The 19,980-nt window shown below is 43.0% G+C and carries 15 protein-coding genes; 9 read left to right on the forward strand and 6 right to left on the reverse strand.

All coding sequences use genetic code 11. The features are described from left to right. Positions 1-6: 6 nt before the first annotated feature. Entirely contained in the window at positions 7-987 is a 981-nt protein-coding gene (locus M8998_RS09365) for a deoxyhypusine synthase family protein (RefSeq protein ID WP_249992303.1), read from the reverse strand. Positions 988-1,294: 307 nt separating this feature from the next. On the opposite strand from M8998_RS09365, the gene gltB reads away from it, so the two are divergent. The 9 genes from gltB to M8998_RS09410 all read left to right on the forward strand — a co-directional run bounded on the left by gltB (position 1,295) and on the right by M8998_RS09410 (position 11,461). Beyond that, positions 1,295-5,809: a glutamate synthase large subunit gene (gene gltB, locus M8998_RS09370; protein WP_249992304.1), complete on the forward strand. Its 4,515-nt coding sequence runs from the start codon at positions 1,295-1,297 to the stop codon at positions 5,807-5,809. A 13-nt stretch (positions 5,810-5,822) separates the two neighbouring features. Continuing rightward, on the forward strand, positions 5,823-7,289 hold the full coding sequence (locus M8998_RS09375; protein WP_249992305.1) for a glutamate synthase subunit beta: 1,467 nt from the start codon (positions 5,823-5,825) through the stop codon (positions 7,287-7,289). A gap of 85 nt (positions 7,290-7,374) precedes the next feature. Beyond that, positions 7,375-7,638, forward strand: coding sequence for a Crp/Fnr family transcriptional regulator (locus M8998_RS09380; RefSeq protein ID WP_249992306.1), 264 nt, complete (start codon positions 7,375-7,377; stop codon positions 7,636-7,638). Between the two features lie 18 nt (positions 7,639-7,656). Beyond that, positions 7,657-7,947, forward strand: a complete 291-nt coding sequence (locus M8998_RS09385; protein ID WP_249992307.1) for a Crp/Fnr family transcriptional regulator — start codon at positions 7,657-7,659, stop codon at positions 7,945-7,947. A 113-nt stretch (positions 7,948-8,060) separates the two neighbouring features. Beyond that, positions 8,061-8,471, forward strand: coding sequence for a VOC family protein (locus tag M8998_RS09390; RefSeq protein ID WP_249992308.1), 411 nt, complete (start codon positions 8,061-8,063; stop codon positions 8,469-8,471). Positions 8,472-8,500: 29 nt separating this feature from the next. Beyond that, positions 8,501-8,950: an SRPBCC family protein gene (locus M8998_RS09395; RefSeq protein ID WP_249992309.1), complete on the forward strand. Its 450-nt coding sequence runs from the start codon at positions 8,501-8,503 to the stop codon at positions 8,948-8,950. Between the two features lie 125 nt (positions 8,951-9,075). Further along, positions 9,076-9,447 (forward strand): iron chaperone, encoded by a 372-nt coding sequence (locus M8998_RS09400; RefSeq protein ID WP_249992310.1) that lies wholly within the window; start codon positions 9,076-9,078, stop codon positions 9,445-9,447. Continuing rightward, a complete protein-coding gene (locus M8998_RS09405; protein WP_249992311.1) occupies positions 9,444-9,884 on the forward strand; it encodes an SRPBCC domain-containing protein in 441 nt (146 codons plus the stop codon). The genes M8998_RS09400 and M8998_RS09405 overlap by 4 nt, the downstream gene beginning before the upstream one ends. A 518-nt stretch (positions 9,885-10,402) precedes the next feature. Beyond that, a complete protein-coding gene (locus M8998_RS09410) occupies positions 10,403-11,461 on the forward strand; it encodes a hypothetical protein (RefSeq protein ID WP_249992312.1) in 1,059 nt (352 codons plus the stop codon). 143 nt (positions 11,462-11,604) lie between these two features. On the opposite strand, the gene M8998_RS09415 is transcribed toward M8998_RS09410, so the two are convergent. The 5 genes from M8998_RS09415 to M8998_RS09435 form a co-directional block, all read right to left on the reverse strand. Next, complete coding sequence (locus M8998_RS09415; protein WP_249992313.1) at positions 11,605-12,039, reverse strand: lipocalin family protein; 435 nt, start codon at positions 12,037-12,039, stop codon at positions 11,605-11,607. 101 nt (positions 12,040-12,140) lie between these two features. After that, positions 12,141-13,454 (reverse strand): DUF4302 domain-containing protein, encoded by a 1,314-nt coding sequence (locus tag M8998_RS09420; protein WP_249992314.1) that lies wholly within the window; start codon positions 13,452-13,454, stop codon positions 12,141-12,143. Between the two features lie 6 nt (positions 13,455-13,460). Continuing rightward, positions 13,461-14,819: a substrate import-associated zinc metallohydrolase lipoprotein gene (locus M8998_RS09425; RefSeq protein WP_249992315.1), complete on the reverse strand. Its 1,359-nt coding sequence runs from the start codon at positions 14,817-14,819 to the stop codon at positions 13,461-13,463. Positions 14,820-14,822: 3 nt separating this feature from the next. Beyond that, on the reverse strand, positions 14,823-16,292 hold the full coding sequence (locus M8998_RS09430; RefSeq protein ID WP_249992316.1) for a RagB/SusD family nutrient uptake outer membrane protein: 1,470 nt from the start codon (positions 16,290-16,292) through the stop codon (positions 14,823-14,825). Positions 16,293-16,303: 11 nt separating this feature from the next. Beyond that, positions 16,304-19,972: a SusC/RagA family TonB-linked outer membrane protein gene (locus M8998_RS09435; RefSeq protein ID WP_249992317.1), complete on the reverse strand. Its 3,669-nt coding sequence runs from the start codon at positions 19,970-19,972 to the stop codon at positions 16,304-16,306. Positions 19,973-19,980: the final 8 nt, after the last annotated feature.

Below are 19,980 nucleotides of genomic sequence, written 5' to 3' on the forward strand. Positions count from 1 at the left end.
GTAAAATTATTGACCTAAAATCCAGGCAAAAATCAATGGTGCTACAATCGTTGCATCCGATTCTACAATAAACTTCGGTGTATTGATATCAAGCTTACCCCACGTAATCTTTTCGTTTGGTACAGCACCAGAATAAGAGCCATACGAAGTCGTGGAATCAGAGATCTGACAGAAATACGACCAGAAAGGAACATCGTGCCATTCCAAATCTTGATACATCATAGGCACTACACAGATAGGAAAATCGCCCGCAATACCTCCACCAATTTGGAAAAAGCCAACACCTTTACCACCAGAGTTCTCGCGATACCACTCTGTCAAGTAAACCATGTATTCAATACCCGATTTTACGGTAGATGCCTGCAACTGCCCTTTGATCACATAAGATGCGAAGATATTACCGGTAGTAGAATCTTCCCATCCTGGTACGACAATAGGAATATTTTTTTCCGCGGCTGCCAAGATCCAAGAGTTCTTTGGATCGATTTCATAATACTGCTCTAAATCACCGGAGCGCACCACCTGATACAGAAATTCGTGTGGAAAATAACGTTCGCCATTCGCTTCTGCCTTCTTCCAGGCCGCTTCCAAATGAGATTGCAAACGGCGGAAAGCTTCCTCTTCTGGAATACAAGTATCCGTAACGCGATTATAGTGATTTTCCAACAAATCCCATTCGTCTTGCGGAGTCAGATCGCGGTAGTTTGGTACACGTTTATAGTGCGAATGCGCCACCAAGTTCATTACATCCTCTTCCAGGTTGGCACCTGTACAAGAAATGATGGCCACTTTATCCTGGCGAATCATCTCTGCCAGAGAAATACCCAACTCTGCCGTACTCATCGCACCAGCCAATGAAACCAACATCTTTCCCCCTTCGTCCAAATGTGTTTCATAGCCTTTAGCTGCATCTACCAGAGCCGCAGCGTTGAAGTGAAGGTAGTTTTTCTCTATAAATTGAGAAATAGGACCTCTGTTTTTCGTCATGATCTATTAAAAATTAAGATGGTAAATCCTTTTAAACAAAGGTAGCCTTTTTTGATGAAAAGCTTGTCGATACATAAAATCTACCCTACTCCAACTGCTTTGGCGCGAATATGGCAGGTACTTCATGGAGAAGAGGGAGATTTATTGTCATTTCAATTTTATCAATAAATCAACCATAAAATACAAATAATACGATATAATCAGTTCTTGTTTAAATTTGTATCAACATAACGAGCCTAAAAATGAAAATTGATTAAAATAATATTGGATTTATTATTATATTAGCAGACTAAATAATAGAGGAAGTATGATGTACGATAGTTTGCAGGCATCCGGGTTATATAATCCGGAGTTTGAGCATGATGCCTGCGGTGTAGGATTTGTTGCACATATAAAAGGATTAAAATCGCATAATCAGGTTGCAGATGCATTAACCATGTTAGAAAACATGGAACACCGCGGTGCCTGTGGTTGTGATCCAGAGAGCGGTGACGGTGCGGGGATTATGATTCAGTTACCACACGAGTTCTTGTGGGAGGAATGTATTAGCCTGGGCATACAGTTACAGGAACCGGGCTACTATGGCGCCGGTATGGTATTTTTACCAAAAGAACAGAAGCTGAATGCACTTTGCCGATCCCTTATTGAAGAGGCAACGAAAGAGCGAGGAATGGAATTTCTTGGCTTTCGTGATGTTCCGGTGAACCGGGATGGCATCGGCCCTACGGCATTAAGCGCGGAGCCAGAGATTGTGCAATTTTTCGTTTCTCGCCCGGAGGGCATCAAGAACACAGAAGATTTCGAGAGAAAATTGTATGTCCTTCGCCGCCTGATTGTGCAGAAGGTAAAAGAACATCAAGAATATCCCCTACCCCTATATTTTGCGTCATTATCCTGCAAAACGATCATTTACAAAGGACAACTCACAACCTATCAGGTAGGCACCTATTACACCGATTTACATGATGCGCGCGTGATATCTGCCTTCGGGTTGGTACACTCCCGTTTTTCTACGAATACTTTCCCTTCATGGGCTTTGGCGCAGCCATTCCGTATGATGGCGCATAATGGAGAGATCAACACCTTGACCGGAAACCTAAATTGGTTCTACGCCGGCGCTAGAGCCTTGTCTTCTCCCTATTTTACCAAAGAGGAGATGGATATCCTTCTTCCAGTAGTGGATAAAGGACAATCTGATTCTGCCTGCTTGGACAATGTAGTCGAATTGCTATTGCATTCTGGCCGTAGTCTTCCTCATGTCATGCTGATGTTGGTACCCGAAGCTTGGGATGGCAATACACAGATGGATCCGTTGAAACGCGCATTTTACGAATACCACGCTACGTTGATGGAACCATGGGATGGTCCTGCTGCACTATGTTTCACCGACGGAAAAATTATCGGCGCCACCTTAGACCGTAATGGATTGCGCCCACTTCGCTATGCGATTACTTCAGACGATCGCGTTGTCGCATCTTCCGAAGCCGGTGCCTTACCCATTCCAGAAGAATTGATCATCGAAAAAGGTAGACAACAGCCGGGAAAAATCTTCGTAGTGGATATGGAAGCAGGACGAGTGCGCACGGACGAAGAGGTCAAGGGAGAATTAGTGCGCCAGCAACCGTACGGCGAATGGCTGGATAACTATAAAATCAAGTTGAAGGAATTAGCGGAACCGCGTGTAACTTTCACCTATTTATCCAAAGAATCTGTCTTCAAATACCAACAATCATTTGGGTATACACGGGAAGATCTAGAAACGATAATCGCCCCAATGGCGCTTACCGGCTATGAGCCAATTGGCTCTATGGGTACTGATGTGCCTTTAGCCGTACTTTCCGATCAGCCACAGCATTTATCTAGCTATTTCAAGCAATTCTTTGCACAAGTAACCAATCCACCCATCGATCCTATCAGGGAGCGTTTGGTGATGAGCTTAGCCACGTTTATCGGTAATGCCGGCAATATCTTGATTGAGGACAAAAAGTTTTGCCACTGTGTAATGCTGGAGCATCCCATCATTACATCAGGCGAATTAGAGAAATTACGCTCTATTGATACTGGTGTATTTCAAGCGAAGACACTGCAAACTTATTTTAAAGCAGACGGACAACCCGGTTCGCTGGAAGCAGGTATAGAACGCCTTTGCCGCTACGCGGATGATGCCGTGAAAGATGGTTTCGAGGTATTGATCTTATCTGATCGCGCGATAGATTCTCAGCATGCAGCAATTCCATCGATACTCGCTGTATCTGCCGTGCACCATCACCTGATCAAAACAGGTAATCGTGGTGCGGTAGGCTTAGTGGTCGAAGCGGGGGATGCTTGGGAAGTACATCATTTTGCCTGTCTGTTAGCATTCGGTGCTACCGCAATCAATCCATACATGGCCTTGGCCAGTATTCGCACCATGAAAGAAGAGAAACAACTGGATACCGATCTTTCTTGGGATGAGCTGCGCAAAAACTATGTAAAAGCAGTATGTGCAGGACTGTTAAAGATCTTTTCTAAAATGGGAATTTCGACTTTACAATCCTATCATGGTGCACAGATTTTCGAAATATTAGGTATTGATAAGGAAGTGGTAGACACCTACTTCTGTGGATCCGTATCCCGGATCGGAGGACTGACCTTAGATGATATCGCCCGCGAGGCGTTATCTAAACACGCCAAAAGTTTCGAACAAGGTCGCGTACCAAAGGAAATTTTACCAGAAGGCGGCATTTACCAGTGGAAACGACGTGGAGAAGGCCATTTGTGGAACCCACAAACTGTACACTTATTGCAGCAAGCTTGTCGTAACAATGACTATTCCTCTTATAAGAAATATGCTTCCTTAATCAATAATCAGCAGGAGCGTATGTTTACCCTACGTGGTTTACTAGACTTTGCGAAGCATCGCATACCTGTACCACTAGATGAAGTAGAGCCAGCTAGTGAGATTCTGAAACGTTTTGCGACAGGTGCCATGTCTTTCGGATCCATTTCTCATGAAGCGCACAGTACTTTAGCAATTGCGATGAACCGCGTTGGTGGTAAATCAAATACAGGCGAGGGAGGTGAAGATGAAGTACGCTACACTCCTTTAGAGAATGGCGATTCCATGCGCTCGGCTATAAAACAAGTAGCCTCTGCCCGTTTTGGTGTCACATCCAATTACCTCACGCAGGCCGATGAAATTCAGATCAAAATGGCTCAAGGAGCCAAACCAGGAGAAGGTGGACAGCTACCTGGCCACAAAGTGGATGAATGGATCGCCAAAGTACGTCACTCTACACCCGGCGTTGGACTCATATCTCCTCCTCCTCATCACGATATTTACTCTATTGAAGATTTAGCACAGCTCATCTTCGACTTAAAGAATGCCAACCGCACGGCAAGGATCAATGTAAAGTTGGTTTCTAAAGCCGGTGTAGGTACTATTGCAGCGGGTGTAGCCAAAGCACATGCCGATGTGATCTTAATCGCTGGATATGATGGCGGTACAGGTGCATCGCCGCTAAGCTCCGTGAAACACGCTGGATTACCGTGGGAACTTGGTTTAGCAGAAGCGCACCAAACCTTGGTGCAAAACAGATTACGTAGCCGGATTGTATTGCAGGCAGACGGACAGATGAAAACCGGGCGGGACTTGGTCATCGCGACATTATTAGGCGCTGAAGAATGGGGAGTGGCTACCGCAGCGTTAATTGCGGGTGGCTGTATCATGATGCGCAAGTGCCACCTTAACACCTGTCCAGTAGGCGTTGCTACGCAAGATCCAGAACTACGCAAGCTCTTCTCTGGCAAGCCAGAAGATGTGGTGCATTTATTCCACTTCTTAGCAGAAGAAATGCGGGAAACCATGGCCGAATTAGGCTTCCGCACTATCAATGAGATGGTAGGAAAAGCACAATTCTTGAAAAAACGCGAAGATATCCCACACTGGAAAGCACAAAAAGTCGATTTTTCCGGTATCCTGTATGTTGCCAGAAATTTCTCTGAAGACTCATTATATAATACCGAAGAGCAAGATCATGGCATGAGCATGATCCTGGATTGGGCATTGCTTAAGCAAGCAGAACGCGCTTTAGAAGTCAAAGATCCTGTATTCGGCACTTTCAAAGTGAAGAATACCGATCGTACAATCGGCACCATGCTATCCAATGAGATCTCTAAAATTTATGGTTCAAAAGGTCTGCCTGATGACACCATCAATTTCAAATTTGAAGGATCTGCCGGACAATCATTTGGTGCATTTGCTGCTAAAGGGCTTTCATTCGAACTGGAAGGCGAAGCCAACGATTATGTAGGTAAGGGTCTGTCAGGTGCTCAGCTAGCAATTTACCCGGCCAAGGAAAGCACACTCACGCCGGAAGATAATATCATCATTGGCAATGTAGCACTCTACGGTGCCACAACCGGACATCTATACATAAATGGTTTAGCGGGCGAGCGCTTCGCGGTGCGTAACTCTGGAGCTACGGCAGTGGTAGAAGGTATTGGCGATCACGGATGTGAGTACATGACGGGAGGTAGAGCATTGATCTTAGGCGCTACCGGTCGAAACTTTGCGGCAGGTATGAGCGGAGGAATCGCTTGGATTTACGACATCAATGAAACCTTCCGAGATAATTGTAATCAAGAGATGGTGGATCTGGATCCTTTAGATACCGAAGATGAAAACGAGATCATCGTGCTCTTGAAGAAACATATCCATCTCACCAATAGTGCGCGAGCATCTTATATCTTGCAGCATTGGGCAAATGAAAAATACAAGTTCATTAAAGTATTCCCAAGAGAATACAAAAATGTGTTAAATAAAAAATTAGTGGTCGCTTAGCGGAGGAAAAGTTATGGGAAAACCAACAGGATTTTTAGAATATGATAGAGTCGCTCCACAGAAAGATGCGGCAGGCAATCGCGTAAAAAACTATGAGGAATTTGTACAACCTTATTCCGATAAGCAGCTCAATGATCAGGCGGCTCGATGCATGAATTGTGGCATTCCATTTTGTCACTCCGGTTGCCCACTGGGCAATGTAATCCCCGAATTCAATGATGCGGTATATGATGCCAAGTGGGAAGAAGCCTACCAAATACTAGTTTCTACCAATAACTTCCCGGAGTTTACCGGAAGGATCTGTCCGGCACCTTGTGAGGCTGCCTGCGTATTAGGCATCAACAAACCACCGGTTTCTATAGAAGAGATTGAAAAACACATCATTGAAATCGCCTTTAAGAAAGGTTATGTGCAACCGCTTAAGAGCTATCTGAAAACAGGAAAAAAAGTAGCTGTTGTAGGCGGAGGGCCTGCTGGCCTAGCTGCAGCAGCGCAGCTCAATAAAGCAGGGCACGATGTCGTGGTTTATGAAAGAGATGATAAAGTGGGCGGTCTCCTACGCTACGGCATACCTGATTTTAAATTGGACAAATCGATCATTGACCGTCGGGTGGATATCATGCAGCAGTCGGGCATTGAATTTAGAACGAATGCAGAAGTAGGCAAAAACGTACCGACGAGTGAGTTGGAAGAGTACGATGCCGTAGTACTATCCGGCGGATCGACTATTCCTCGTAACCTCAACATTCCAGGAAGGGAATTGAAAGGTGTACACTACGCCATGGAGTTCTTGAAGCAACAAAACAAACGAGTAGGCAGCTCCCCTATCGAAGTAGAAGAAATCACGGCTACCGGGAAAAATGTATTGGTCATTGGTGGTGGCGATACAGGTTCCGACTGCGTCGGCACATCGAATCGTCAAGGAGCTAAAAGCGTTTCCCAATTTGAATTGATGCCACAACCTCCGAAGGAGCGTACCGCAGCAATGCCATGGCCAACCTACCCTATGCTGTTAAAGACGACAACCTCGCACGAGGAAGGCTGTGACAGATATTGGAGTGTAAGCACGAAGGAATTTTTAGGTGATGAGCAGGGCAATCTGCGCGCGGCTTTAGTCGTCGACTTAGCGTGGGAAACCGATGCTAATGGCCGACCAACCAAATTCAACGAGGTGGAAGGATCGGAGCGAGAGATTCCTTGTGAGCTGGTGACCTTAGCAATGGGCTTCTTGCATCCTCAACACGAAGGCTTATTAGACCAAGCTGGTATCTCTTACGACGAACGCGGAAACGTGAATGCAAAAGAAGGAGAATATCAGACTTCTAAAACTAAATATTTCGCTGCGGGCGATATGCGCAGAGGTCAATCTTTGGTTGTTTGGGCCATTTCAGAGGGCCGCGAATGCGCCAGAAAAGTGGATGAATACCTGATGGGTTATTCGGAACTAGAGTCTAAAGATGCCATTTTCTCGTATGCGTAGCTAGTTTTTCAAAACTTATCAAAGCCTGTCCAAAAATAATGGACAGGCTTTTTTATATTCGTATAATCCACTATCCATTAAGAAGATGAAAGAGCGTATTTTATCACAAGTGTATCAACATCCCCTGCTTAATCCGGAAGATATTCAGCGGCTGATGGATGCACATCAGCCAAGGCATTTCACGAAGGGGGAAGTGCTTTACGAACGCGGCAAAGTGCTAAACGAATATTTAGTGTTGGAAAGTGGGCTCATTCGTTCTTTCACACATGATTACCATGGAGATGAGATAACTACGGATTTTTTTGGCGATCATGAAGTCGTTATTGAAGTACTTTCCCTATTTCAGTGAACGCCACTTCAAGAGGATATGCAAGCGATAACCGATGGCAGCGGATGGGTGTTGCCTTACGGCATTTTTCAAGAGTTATTTCATGCCATCCCCGGTTTTAGTGAATGGGGTCGCCTGTGGATGACCAATAAACTCTTTCAGTTCAAGCAACGATCCATCGATATCATCACCCTGTCAGCCCGAGCACGGTATTTAAACATTATCGCAAACAAACCTCAGGTGATCAAATACGCCCCCCTAAAACAAATTGCTAGCTATCTTGGCGTTACAGACACCTCCCTAAGTCGAATCCGTAAAGACATCGGTTGAATTTATTTCTTGTCATAGGACAAGTGGGAAAGATTCGGAAACGCTTAGTTTTGTCCAGATAACATATGATTGCCTATTTTACACTAGTGCAAATACGATAAAACCCTAAAAAAATGATTGCAAATCCTTATCTCAATTTTGAAGGTAAAACCGAAGAAGCTTTCCGCTTTTACCAGTCTGTTTTCGGTGGCGAACTTACTTTACAGTTTATGCGGGATGTGCCTAATGCAGACATCCCAGACGAAGAAAAGAATTATGTGATGCACGCATCCATACCGCTCGGTAAGCAGCAATACCTAATGGCATCAGACTGCTTAAAAAGTGCTGGACACGTCCTGCACCAAGGCAATAACCATTATATCTCCATTACGCCCGACAGCCGCGAAGAAGCGGATCGCCTATTTGCTGGTCTTTCCGCCGAAGGCGAAGTTGAAATGCCTATGGAAGACATGTTTTGGGGCGATTATTTTGGATCTTTCACCGACAAATTTGGCGTACGCTGGATGATTAATTTTCCGATTTAACCTATAAAAGATATCAAAAATAGAAGATCATGGACAGATTAAACTATACTATAGACATTCATGCGCCGATCGATAAGGTCGCAGCAACAATGATCGACAGAAAAACGTATCAGGAATGGACAAAGCCCTTTAGCTCGACATCTGACTTCGAAGGCGGTTGGAATAAGGGTGACAAAATTTGCTTCACATCATTGGACAGGAATGGTGAAAAACACGGCATGCTCGCCGAAATAGTTGAACACGATCCGAATGAATTTATCTCTATTCATCATTATGGTATGTTGCAAAATGGAAAGAAAATCACGGAAGGTCCGGAAGTCGCTGGATGGGATGACGCATTTGAAAACTACTATTACGAACAAAAGGATGGGGTAACTACGGTACGCGTTGAGGTTAGCGATGATGGCGAGTATGCGGATCATATGAACAAAACCTGGCCAAAAGCTTTAGAAATACTAAAGGCGATCTGCGAAGTCTAATATCCCCTGATCGACCATTTAGATTTATCATAAGCCTTCCCTAGATGGGGAGGCTTATTTTTTTATAAGAATTAATTTTAGGCATGATATTCGACACGCTTATTTTACACAAGATATAAAGCAATATGAACACACCCGTGTGGGCTAATGTGGATGAATACATCGCCTCGTTTCCTACCGAAGTACAAAATAGGCTATCGGAGATTCGTCGCTTAATTCACACCATAGCACCTGATGCAGATGAAAGTATTTCATATGGCATGCCGGCCTATAAATTGCATGGCAAGCCTTTGATCTATTTTGCTGCATTTAAAAATCACATAGGATTTTATGCTACGCCTAGCGGACATGAAGCTTTTGCGAAAGACTTAGCGGTCTATAAGCGAGGAAAAGGCTCCGTCCAATTTCCGTTAAAGGATAATTTACCCCTTGCTTTAATCGAACGTATCATTCGCTTTAGAAAAAAAGAACAAGATATTAATTTAAAAAAGACATGAGCACAACGGCTATTACCATTTCCACTACCGTCAACACCACACTGGAAGCAGCTTGGAATTTTTACACCAATCCCGAGCATATTATTTATTGGAATTTTGCTTCCGACGACTGGACCTGTCCAAGCGCAACAGTAGATCTACAGCCGGGCGGTGAATACAAAGCACGTATGGAGGCAAAAGATGGGACAACAGGCTTTGACTTTGAAGCGGTGTACACAGACGTATCGGCACCAGATCACCTAGCGTATACGATCACCGACGGACGCAAGGTAAATACACATTTCTCTGAAACAGCCGAAGGTGTTTTGGTGACGACCATTTTCGATCCTGAGGATATACACGAACCAGAATTCCAGCGTGCAGGTTGGCAAGCCATTTTGGATAATTTTAAAAATTATGCTGAACTGCAAACCGAAACACCGCCAGATTTTGAGTAATCCAGTAGATCTTTCTGTAACACAAAGCCACCGTGAAAAAACACGGTGGCTTTGTTCTTAAAAGTAATAGATTGTATTCATCCTGTGAGATCTCATTCATGTATGAGATCTCATCGTATTGATTTAACCTTTACTTTAATCGTGCAATAATTACCCCAGTTACACAATGGACAACAAAGTCTTGCCGCCTAAAATGAATACGAAGATTATTTGCAATCCAGTAAAACCATCTGGTAAAAAAGCTACAAAGTTCTCAAAATAAATTTTATACCCAAGTAGTGAAAAATTCCCTATATTTATAAAAGACGCTGAAAATGAAATCATTGAAACCAACAAACAGCTACCTCTTTAAATGAAAAACTAATTATCCGTCAAAAACTAAACTTCACCTAACAACTTAAAAAAATGACAACGTCATTACAAAAAATACCGCCTTGATCAATTTTAAATTGAAATTTAAAATAGAAAAATGATTAACATTTCTAACAAAACTAGCCCCTTAAAAATAATAGCCAAATATGAATGTTTTGAAAAAAATCTTGCCAAAAGTCTTAATATTATCCATTCTATTAATCACCTGGAACTCTTGTTCACGAGAAACACTAGAAAGTGGAAACTTTACAAATCAAGAAGAAACATCTTCAAATACAAAAAACCTCGACGATCCCAATGCAAACATCCCCGTTCCTCCAAACAATGATGATCAGGTTATCACGAACGCTGTTCTCAACTTTGGTCAATTAAATGGTGTCGACTTTCCTAACTTGAGTTACCAACAGCAAACTTTGATTGGGCAAAACATAATAAGTAACTCACTAAATTTATTAAGAAACAACTATGGCTACACCAATCAACAGATCATCGATGCGTTTGGTTCGCTTGACAATCCATCGATAGGTGCACTTGGAGTTATAATCACAGCTTACAATGCATATGAACTCCTACCTAATACAAGTTCATCTACACCATGCGATCAAACATCTAAACTTGTTACTTGTCTACTGAAAGCTGCTATTCCTTGTACAATCATGCAAGAGGCAATGGACGCACTCGACGGAAAGTCGAACGGTGTATCGAGAGATCAGGCTATAGCAATGGGTAAAGAATTAGCCGATCTAATAATTGGCATTGCTACCCCCTATGGTACTGCACTCATGGTATATAGATTTGTAGAGTGCATGGTAACACAGCACTCTATAAATTGTAATCACTTAGTGAATAATACAGGGTTAAATGAGAGCTTAGAACTACTAACATCAACTGTTTATTATTACACCGCCTACCACAGTCATATCGGAAGATATAATGGAAGTAGTGAACACTATGTCCCATTTCCATCTACACAAGTATTCTATAACCCCACCAATCAGAGATACTACATGGATATTTCTCTCCAAAAACTTTTACCAGACGGCTATTACGTTCCTTCTACTCACTTCGGATCAAACAATCTGTGGAAGTTTGTACAAGTTTCTAATGGCAAGCCAATTCTGGTTGCGTTAGCAAATAATACAGATCCATTCAGGTGTTTGGAACACTTCTATCCAAGTACACATCTTCCATTTTTAAACAATTAAAAATGGTTCTAGCATTTTAATTCGTTTTTCGAAAACGAAAAAATCCAACTCAATTTCAATTACATGGTAGATTAACCACCAAAATGAAACCCTTAGACCAAATTGGTCTAAGGGTTATCTATAACTATACAAAAAAGTTAGCTCTATTTTCTAATGTAATGCTCTCGGGTTTCGATCTTCACACCGTTGGGTTCTTCCACATTGGTGGTGATAATCAATCTAACAATAGAATTATACGTTTGAATTGAATACATCACATTAGAACTTGTAGTCCCCTCCACTAAGGTCATGTGATCTCCATTCACAGAGTAAGTAAATGTCTCCTGAATAGAAGCATTGGCTTCATCGAACAGATATTTTGTTCCGGTACCATTTGCATTGAAAACTATCCTCGGGCGGAAATCCCTATTCACGACATCTGAAGTATGCGTAGTTTGATCTCCATTGATCGTGATTTTATGGGTATCGTTTGCCGTCCACTCTCCTACTAGAGAGGAATCGGGCGAGTCATCTTTGGCACAGCCAAAGAGTAGCGATATTAACATCGCTAGAATGAAAAATATTGTTCTAAATGCCATATTAGTATTTTTTTAAGTTTAAAGATCACTCCGTTATTGGAGTAATCGATAGTAGCAAGATGAACTTTCCAATAGCTACCTTGCCACTATTTAGTTTCTGTTTAGCGCAACTGAAATGTCATAACAACATCCGTATCATCAACACCAATTATTTGCCCATACAAATCTCCGCCTGAAACGTAATAATCTAAACGTATACGACTACTATTTAAGAAAGTCATAAGTTGATCTAGAACGCGAGCTGTATAACCTCCAGATGGACCCGAACGGAATGTTAGCGTATAGACACCTGTCTCATTATCCAATTCATAATCATACACTACATTAGTTGCCCAAAAATTATTGACTCCGCCATCATTACTGGAATATCCAGCAATTGTAATCCGACGATTATTCACATTCCAAGATATATCGAGATAGCCATAATTCAGCACATAACCTGTAGCATAGGTAACTATACCGTCGTGATATCTTTTAAGAATATCCAATCCCTTAGGAGACGTTCCCTGAAAGTATGTCAGCCATGGGCTTCTAATTCCAACATAACCAATTCCCATGGTTAAGTGTAGCGGAAGGATTGGCGTGCTAGAACTTTCTACCTTGATATTCTCGCCAGTATACAGCGTAGCGTACAAATCATTCCCTTGGAAAAACAAATTCTTCACGCGCAAATCGCCGCTCACTAGTGTATGTGTTGGTGCAGCTCCTTGTAGCGTATAATAAAATTTCTCCACAGACTGCAGCACATCGCCATTATTCAAAGCGGTGATACTTATCGCCTTGTTATTGTGATTGGAGGTCAATGCATAGCGCAATCCATCGAGTGGGATATATGGATTTGGTGTATTAGCAAAAAACTCGCGAAATTTATTGATTGCACTCAAATACTCTCCGCCCATATAGCTCTGCTGCTGCGCGCTAGTGGCCTTCACCAATACAAGCTCTTTTTTGAACCTTCTACCCGTAAAAAACATACTATCACTGGTCATGCGCTGGTATTCGTATTCCACGTCACTTCCCATTCCCTGCCCTGCAGTACCACCAAAGCTTCCTGGATCAGGATCCTGTAACATCGTGAGGTAGGTGTAGGTGTCGAATACCAATGTAGCAGCCATAATCTGTCGCACACGATAAGTAGACTCTTTTATTTCTGTCGCCGAAGCATTGGTCAAATCCGCTACCATCTGTAGCTTATTGTCTTCTTGAAAATTGAAGTAAAATCCGTAACCACCGTTACGTTCCGTTGTCGTGTAGGCGACCCAACCATTCGGAGCGCCAATTAAAGTAGATTGTACACGTGCCAACGTGTCACTTATTCGTTCAGATGGTTCTCCAATGACTAACTCGACTTCGTTTGACCGATCACAACTGGAAAGGAAAATGATCGCTCCAAGTATATATAATAATCTCTTCATAACTCCTTATCTTGATATAAATTCACCGTAAAAATAACTCGCTGGGTCACTGACTGTAGAAAATCCAGCATATTTTAAGTACGTATCCACCGTTGGATCCACATTCCGGGGGAACCAATCAGGAATAAAAGTATTGTTTGAGAAATACTCCAATATAGGGAATGCACCAAGAAGTACCCACCCTACATTACCGTTGTTATACACGGTTCCAGTGCCCTGCGTTTCGGAAAAAGTAAAGGTGTAACGACCATTTGAATTGGCAATATCAAAATCGTAATACGCCATAAATCCGCCGAAACTAACACGTATCGTCATCTTGGTGCTAGATTGAAAATGTACCTCAAATCTATTTAATGGCTGACCACTAGCCGCAAAACTTGCACTAGATGGACCATAAACCTGATCCTGAAATGCTTGAGAACGTCCGTGTTCATTGTGATACGAAGCGGTGTTGTTCACTACAATATGTGAAACCGCATTAGAAGCTAACGCGCTATTGAATGTAAATGCCGAGCTATTATACTTCTCGCTCATTATTTTCGCAAACTCGTATTGAAGCTCTGTAAGATTGATCTCAAAATTTTGCTCCATATAATCTCTGACCACGGCTTCTTTACGCTTTAGGCGATCTTGCCCGACTTCTCCAGATTCTGCTGCATACTTATTGTACCCGATCTGTCCGTTGACAATCAGCGACGACATTGTTTCAGCGAAATCCTCGCCAATGTTTTGCCGCGCATACTGAGAAACAAACCCCAAAGAGCGGCTCAGAGACTCTGGATTATCAGGACTATTCCAGTTAGAGAAGTAATCTCCGCGACTGACTTGCTCAAAACTAGGTGGGATGAAACGAATTTGATTTAAGATGTGCACAAACTCATGATGCACCACACCCAAATTGCCCAAAACAGATCCTGCATTGGTTTCATTCAATCCATTCAACCCATACAAAGTAATGCGTCTTCCGGCATCCGCCGTTCCGGCAATCACCACGCCATCTGGGCGGTAATTACCGCTTCCAAATAGGGCAAATTGTTTCGGGGTGTAGGTTTTGATAAAAGTCGTACCGCCCACTTTTTCGTAGAGTTTCAAAAAGCCTTCTAATACGATAGACATCTGCGGGATCACTCTACCTTGATCTGGAGGAGAAACATTTCGATCCACGTCGTGCATATTACGCTGATAGCGGTATACTACATCGATATTATAATGATCGGTTAAATTGGTCCGAATCCAATCATCAACAGGCCCCGGAGCAAACGTATCGTAGTTTGATAAATCGATATCTAGTTGTTCGTTGTCGCGACAAGCACCAAGCAACAAAATACTTACTAGTGCAAATCCTTTTATATATATACTTTTCATTGATTATCTTGGATTAGGTGCAATATTAGATAAATTAGCATCTACTGGAATTTGAAACACACGTCTAGGATCTTCAGGCCCCAAGTCTATAAATGATTCTCTTTCTTGCGCATCAATTACATTGTGTCGTACGGGAAGCTTCTTGCGAATGATATCTAACCAACGCAAGCCCTCATCAATAAACGCCAAACGCTTAAATTCTAATGTCGTTTCAATCAGCGCTTGCTTGTCATCGGTAAGGTTGAAATGTACTTTCGATTTTTCTGCGGTAACGGCGTGCGCTGAAGGATTGTAGTCTCTCACGCGATTGCTTGCTATCAGGTTCAAATCTGCCAAGGCCGCAGCATTATTGCCCAACTCTAAGTGCGCTTCTGCGCGGCTCAGCAAAGCTTCATCCGTCACGAGTACGGGTACCATCAATTGCGGGAATCCAATGTTTGCCGCTGCATCCGTTACGTGGAAGTGTTCTCGCCAGATGTAAGTAGTATAGTGCGGCGGCCCGTAAGAAAGTCCGAAATTATAGAAACTGTTTCCTGCGGCAGTCTGTCCGTTATACACTTCGTTAAAAATCCGAACACCCATTGCATAGCGTGAACCTGTGAATCGTTGGTAATTGGAATACGTTTCGTTGATCAATAAGTTAAAAGGTTGATTGGCCCGAGTATAGGCAATTCTAGTTTCTTCAAACGACATCGTTCTGAAAGTGGAATTGTACGGGCGGATACGACCGGTAAAGTCACCACCTGCAAAAATGGCGCTGGCGTGAGAAACTACTTTCTCCCACTCGCCTGTAAACAGGTAGAATCGAGAAGCGAATGCGTGCGCTGCCGCTGGAGTGAAGTGGTATTTAGGCACTTCCCAAGTACCACCATTTAAAAGAGGAATACCCTCTTCCAAATCTGCCCGTATCGCTGCATATACGCTAGCGACGGTACCACGGTCGTATTCTTGGATTACGCTTGTTTCAGGATCTGTCGCATAGGGGATACCGGGAGAATTATTAGCACCACCGATTTCGTACACCTTCGCAAACAAATTGACCAACATAAAGTGCGCATAAGCCCTAGCCACAAGCGCTTCGCCTTTATAAGGCAATACGGCTGCGCCTAAGTCTGGCTGCTGCTCTATGGCTCGCAAGGCATGATTTGCTGACGCAATGGCCGAATAACACGCATTCCAGTAGGAAGTGGGTGTCGAGGTGCCATTATCCGCTATATCTTCCCAAAAGTACAGCGATCTAACAGGATCGTTTAGATCACCCACGCCTTTATCCTCCACATTGTCGGAATAGGTCTCCATCATGGCCAAGTAATTTTGACCAGGATAAGCATTAGTCACCAAGCGTTTAATTTTATCTGTGGTATTCAACTCGGCTCGCATATCCGGATTCTGATCCAAATATTTCTCACATGAAGAGAAGAGTGAAAGGAGTATCACTCCGCAACTCCAAGCTGCTATTAGTTTCTTTTTCATATCGTTTTCTTTTAAAAGCCCAATTTTACGGAAAGCGTAAGCTGACGCGGCACAGGCAACGCCACACCACCTGTACTGTAAAATTCAGGATCCACACCATTTAACTTCTTGTCCGCATAGAGAATGAATAGGTTATTGGCCACAAAATTCACGGCTCCCGTACGCATCCTCAATGTATTCAGCACGCTACGCGGCAACGCATAACCAAATGTGACTTGCGATAAGCGGATGTAATCTCCTTTTGCTACACGTTCCGTCGAGTAGTTATAGGCATTGTACGTGTAAGATGCCCCATTTTGCGATCCCGTTTCACTGATCAGCTCTGCATTGTTTGCATAGGCATCGATAATAGACGGTATAACGACTAAGCGCTCATCACCTTTATAAAGCCAGCGATTGATCAGATCCTTTGATACGTTGTATATGTCAGAATACTGTGCTGAGTACGCCGGTTGTAAGCGAACATAGTTTCCGAATGAGAATTTCATTAAGAAGGATAGCGAGAAGTTTTTGTATTCAAATCTATTGTAAAATCCTCCCATGTGCACCGGATCAACTGGACCGTGATATTCCAAAAATTCGGTATCGGTATCCTGCAACCAGAAATACGTCTGTCCGGGTCTACCGTCTGGACCGGTAAACATCGGGTAACCCCGCTCTGCAGATAATTTTTCGAAATTCAAGGAATACATACCACGGTGAGGACCACCTAATAAAGCACCACCTTCTGCACGGACTAAATCCCAAATATTAGAATTGACATCTAGCCTAGTAATTTCTGTTTTATTATACCCGTAAGTTAAAGAGGTTCTCCAACGGAAGTTTTCTTTGCGAATTGGAAATCCTCCAATTTCCGCATCCACACCTTGGCCTATCATATCGGAGTAATTTGCGGTCTTTATAAATTGTCCGCCAATACCACTGGTACGTACAGCTCCGATAAGGTCAAACATGTTACGACGATAATAATCTACGTGAACATCCAAGCGGTTATCGAAGAGCCCGATATCTGTACCGAAGTTACTTTCGTACATTTTTTCCCAAGTCAATTCCGAATTTTCTAAACCAGCAATCGTGATCTTCCCTTCGCGCTCATCTTCATACGGGCGATAGGTAAGGCCGTTCTGAAAATAGGCAATGGCATTAGATGCGTTACCCATTACTGCTGTTAATCCATAAGTACCGCGAAGTCTCAAACTGGAAACCACGCCATTATCTTGATTGAAGAAGTTTTCGCGATCAATGTCCCAAGCACCTGAAAGGTTCCAAGTTGGCAACCAGCGTGCCGTGGTAGACTTACCCATTCTGTTAGATCCATCGTATCGTGTAGTAAAGTTTAAAGAGTATTTTTCTTTGTAGTTGTACGCTCCGCGGAATGCTAAACCTACTTGACGATCAAAGGCATACCACATACCAAATGGTGCACCGCCACTTTCGAATAATCTTTTGTAAAAGCGCGAGTTACCCAAAACTAAGTTACCATTATCGAATTCCATTCCCGGCCCGGTAAAGTTGTGGTTTTGACGGTCATTTTTACGGATTTCTAATGTCGCAAATCCTTGTACAGAGTGATCTCCAAACTGCTGATTGTACTCCAAGTTGTTACGTACATAGTAACTGATCATATTATCATTCCTCGTATTGAAAAATCCACCGTTCGGCAGTACGACGAATCTATCTGTATTTGGAAAATCTGGATCGGCATACAAGAATCGGTTAGCCCCATTGATGGTTTGATCCTGATTGGCCCGATAAGCTTGTGCAGCATTGGAATATTCCGTCATGATATGTTGGTTTTCGTTATTTACATACCGATACATACCATCTACGGAATAGGTAAGCTGTGGCAATATATCGTACCGCAAACCTCCCTGTACCTTGATATCCATCTGCTTGAGGTGCATGTAATTATTATCTAACTCATTTAGAATATTGAATGGCGCATATTCTCTGGTAAAATATTCTAGCGAACCATCTTCGTTGTAAGGAGTAATGATACGGCTGGTATTTAAAGCATAAGAATAGGGATTGATATCAAAATCTCTAGAGAAACTACCATAAACGGGGTCTGATGCTCGTGTCAATGTTCCCGGCGCCATTTGGTCTCGGATCATTCCAGTAAATAATAGCTCTCCCCTCAATTTATCATTAAAATTGTAGTTATTACGCACGTTAGCAGTAAAGCGCTTAGCTTCATTACCGATCGTAAAACCTTTATCATGCATAAAACTGGTGGACACATAGTTCTGCGATTTTGCCGTACCACCACTGATGCTCAAGGAGTGATCGTGAATCAATCTCGATTGAAATAATAAATCAAACCAATCGGTATTAGCATTCGCATAGCGTTGTAGAAAGGCATAACGCGATGGTGCATCATTGCGCAAAGCAAATGTATCATTCGTTGGATTGTAGTCATACATTTGGTTGTACATCTTTCCAAAAACGCCAGTAGTATTGGCACGAGATACTCCAGAGTGGTTGAAATAGCCCATATTCTCCATATCGATCAACATAGACATCTGCTCGGCAGAGTTCATAATGTCGAATTGACGATAATTGGGCTTGATATAGGTGGAATAGTTCCCAGAGTAGTTTACATTGACTGCACCTTCTGTGTTGCGTCCTTTCTTAGTAGTTACGACGACTACCCCATTCATTGCGGCAGCTCCATACAAGGCCGTTGCGGCAGCATCTTTTAGTACGGTGAACGATTCAATATCATCTGGATTTAGACCTGCTACGGATGAACCTAATAAGGTATTGGGATCTCCAGAAGATAAAGCTTCGTTAGAGACATTCACTAAGTCATCTAAGATAACACCGTCAATTACCCACAGCGGCTTGTTGTCACCAGTGATAGAAGTTGCTCCACGAACACGAATTTTAGGTGCTGCCCCAAATGTACCCGATACGTTCTGTACAGATACACCTGCTGCCTGTCCTTCTAGCATTCGCGACACGTCTGGCACGCCAAAACGCTCTGCTTCTTCCGCACTTACACGGGAAGTTGCACCCGTAAAGTGCTTTCTATCGAGTGTTTGATATCCGGTAGAGATCACATTAACTGCTTCGATTTCAGCAGATAACTCTTGCAAGACGACAGCAATCGTTTGTCTGTTCTCCACACGAACAGTGGCTTTCTGATAGCCCACAAAGGAAATCTCTAACACATCATTGCCAGCGGCAGCGATTTGGAAATTTCCGTCTTGATCGGCCGTACGCACCAGACCTGTACGTAATATCTTGATCGTAGCACCTGACAACACCAGACCGTTTGGCCCTTTGACCGTACCCCGGACGGTACCTTGCCATGATTCTAGATTGGCTCTGTTAGGTGTCGGAGTAGTGACTCCTGGTTTCACATTGATTGTGATGGTCTCGGCGATCACTTTGAATGTGTATAGGTTGCTGTTCAGCACCTTTTTTAACACATCTTCCACCGCAGCATCTTTTACATTAATAGATACAGGTTCAGCAGACCTGATCACGTCGTCGTTGTATAAAAAACGATAATTTGTCTGACGAGAGATCGTGTTGAAAACCTCTTCCAGATTAGCCTTGTTGACAGAAAGGGAGACTTTCTGCGCAAAACCGGCGGCATAGGCTCCGGTAATCATGGTTAGTATAATAACCACACAGAGCTTGAATGCCAACAATCGATTATAGTTGTTATTCATAAAAATTA

The sequence above is a fragment of the Sphingobacterium sp. lm-10 genome (assembly GCF_023554555.1).
Taxonomy (GTDB): Bacteria; Bacteroidota; Bacteroidia; order Sphingobacteriales; family Sphingobacteriaceae; genus Sphingobacterium.

Coding starts and splice junctions, on each gene's coding strand:
- M8998_RS09365 (WP_249992303.1), bottom strand. CDS start 987: ATGACGAAAAACAGAGGTCCTATTTCTCAATTTATAGAGAAAAACTAC.
- gltB (WP_249992304.1), top strand. CDS start 1,295: ATGATGTACGATAGTTTGCAGGCATCCGGGTTATATAATCCGGAGTTT.
- M8998_RS09375 (WP_249992305.1), top strand. CDS start 5,823: ATGGGAAAACCAACAGGATTTTTAGAATATGATAGAGTCGCTCCACAG.
- M8998_RS09380 (WP_249992306.1), top strand. CDS start 7,375: ATGAAAGAGCGTATTTTATCACAAGTGTATCAACATCCCCTGCTTAAT.
- M8998_RS09385 (WP_249992307.1), top strand. CDS start 7,657: ATGCAAGCGATAACCGATGGCAGCGGATGGGTGTTGCCTTACGGCATT.
- M8998_RS09390 (WP_249992308.1), top strand. CDS start 8,061: ATGATTGCAAATCCTTATCTCAATTTTGAAGGTAAAACCGAAGAAGCT.
- M8998_RS09395 (WP_249992309.1), top strand. CDS start 8,501: ATGGACAGATTAAACTATACTATAGACATTCATGCGCCGATCGATAAG.
- M8998_RS09400 (WP_249992310.1), top strand. CDS start 9,076: ATGAACACACCCGTGTGGGCTAATGTGGATGAATACATCGCCTCGTTT.
- M8998_RS09405 (WP_249992311.1), top strand. CDS start 9,444: ATGAGCACAACGGCTATTACCATTTCCACTACCGTCAACACCACACTG.
- M8998_RS09410 (WP_249992312.1), top strand. CDS start 10,403: ATGAATGTTTTGAAAAAAATCTTGCCAAAAGTCTTAATATTATCCATT.
- M8998_RS09415 (WP_249992313.1), bottom strand. CDS start 12,039: ATGGCATTTAGAACAATATTTTTCATTCTAGCGATGTTAATATCGCTA.
- M8998_RS09420 (WP_249992314.1), bottom strand. CDS start 13,454: ATGAAGAGATTATTATATATACTTGGAGCGATCATTTTCCTTTCCAGT.
- M8998_RS09425 (WP_249992315.1), bottom strand. CDS start 14,819: ATGAAAAGTATATATATAAAAGGATTTGCACTAGTAAGTATTTTGTTG.
- M8998_RS09430 (WP_249992316.1), bottom strand. CDS start 16,292: ATGAAAAAGAAACTAATAGCAGCTTGGAGTTGCGGAGTGATACTCCTT.
- M8998_RS09435 (WP_249992317.1), bottom strand. CDS start 19,972: ATGAATAACAACTATAATCGATTGTTGGCATTCAAGCTCTGTGTGGTT.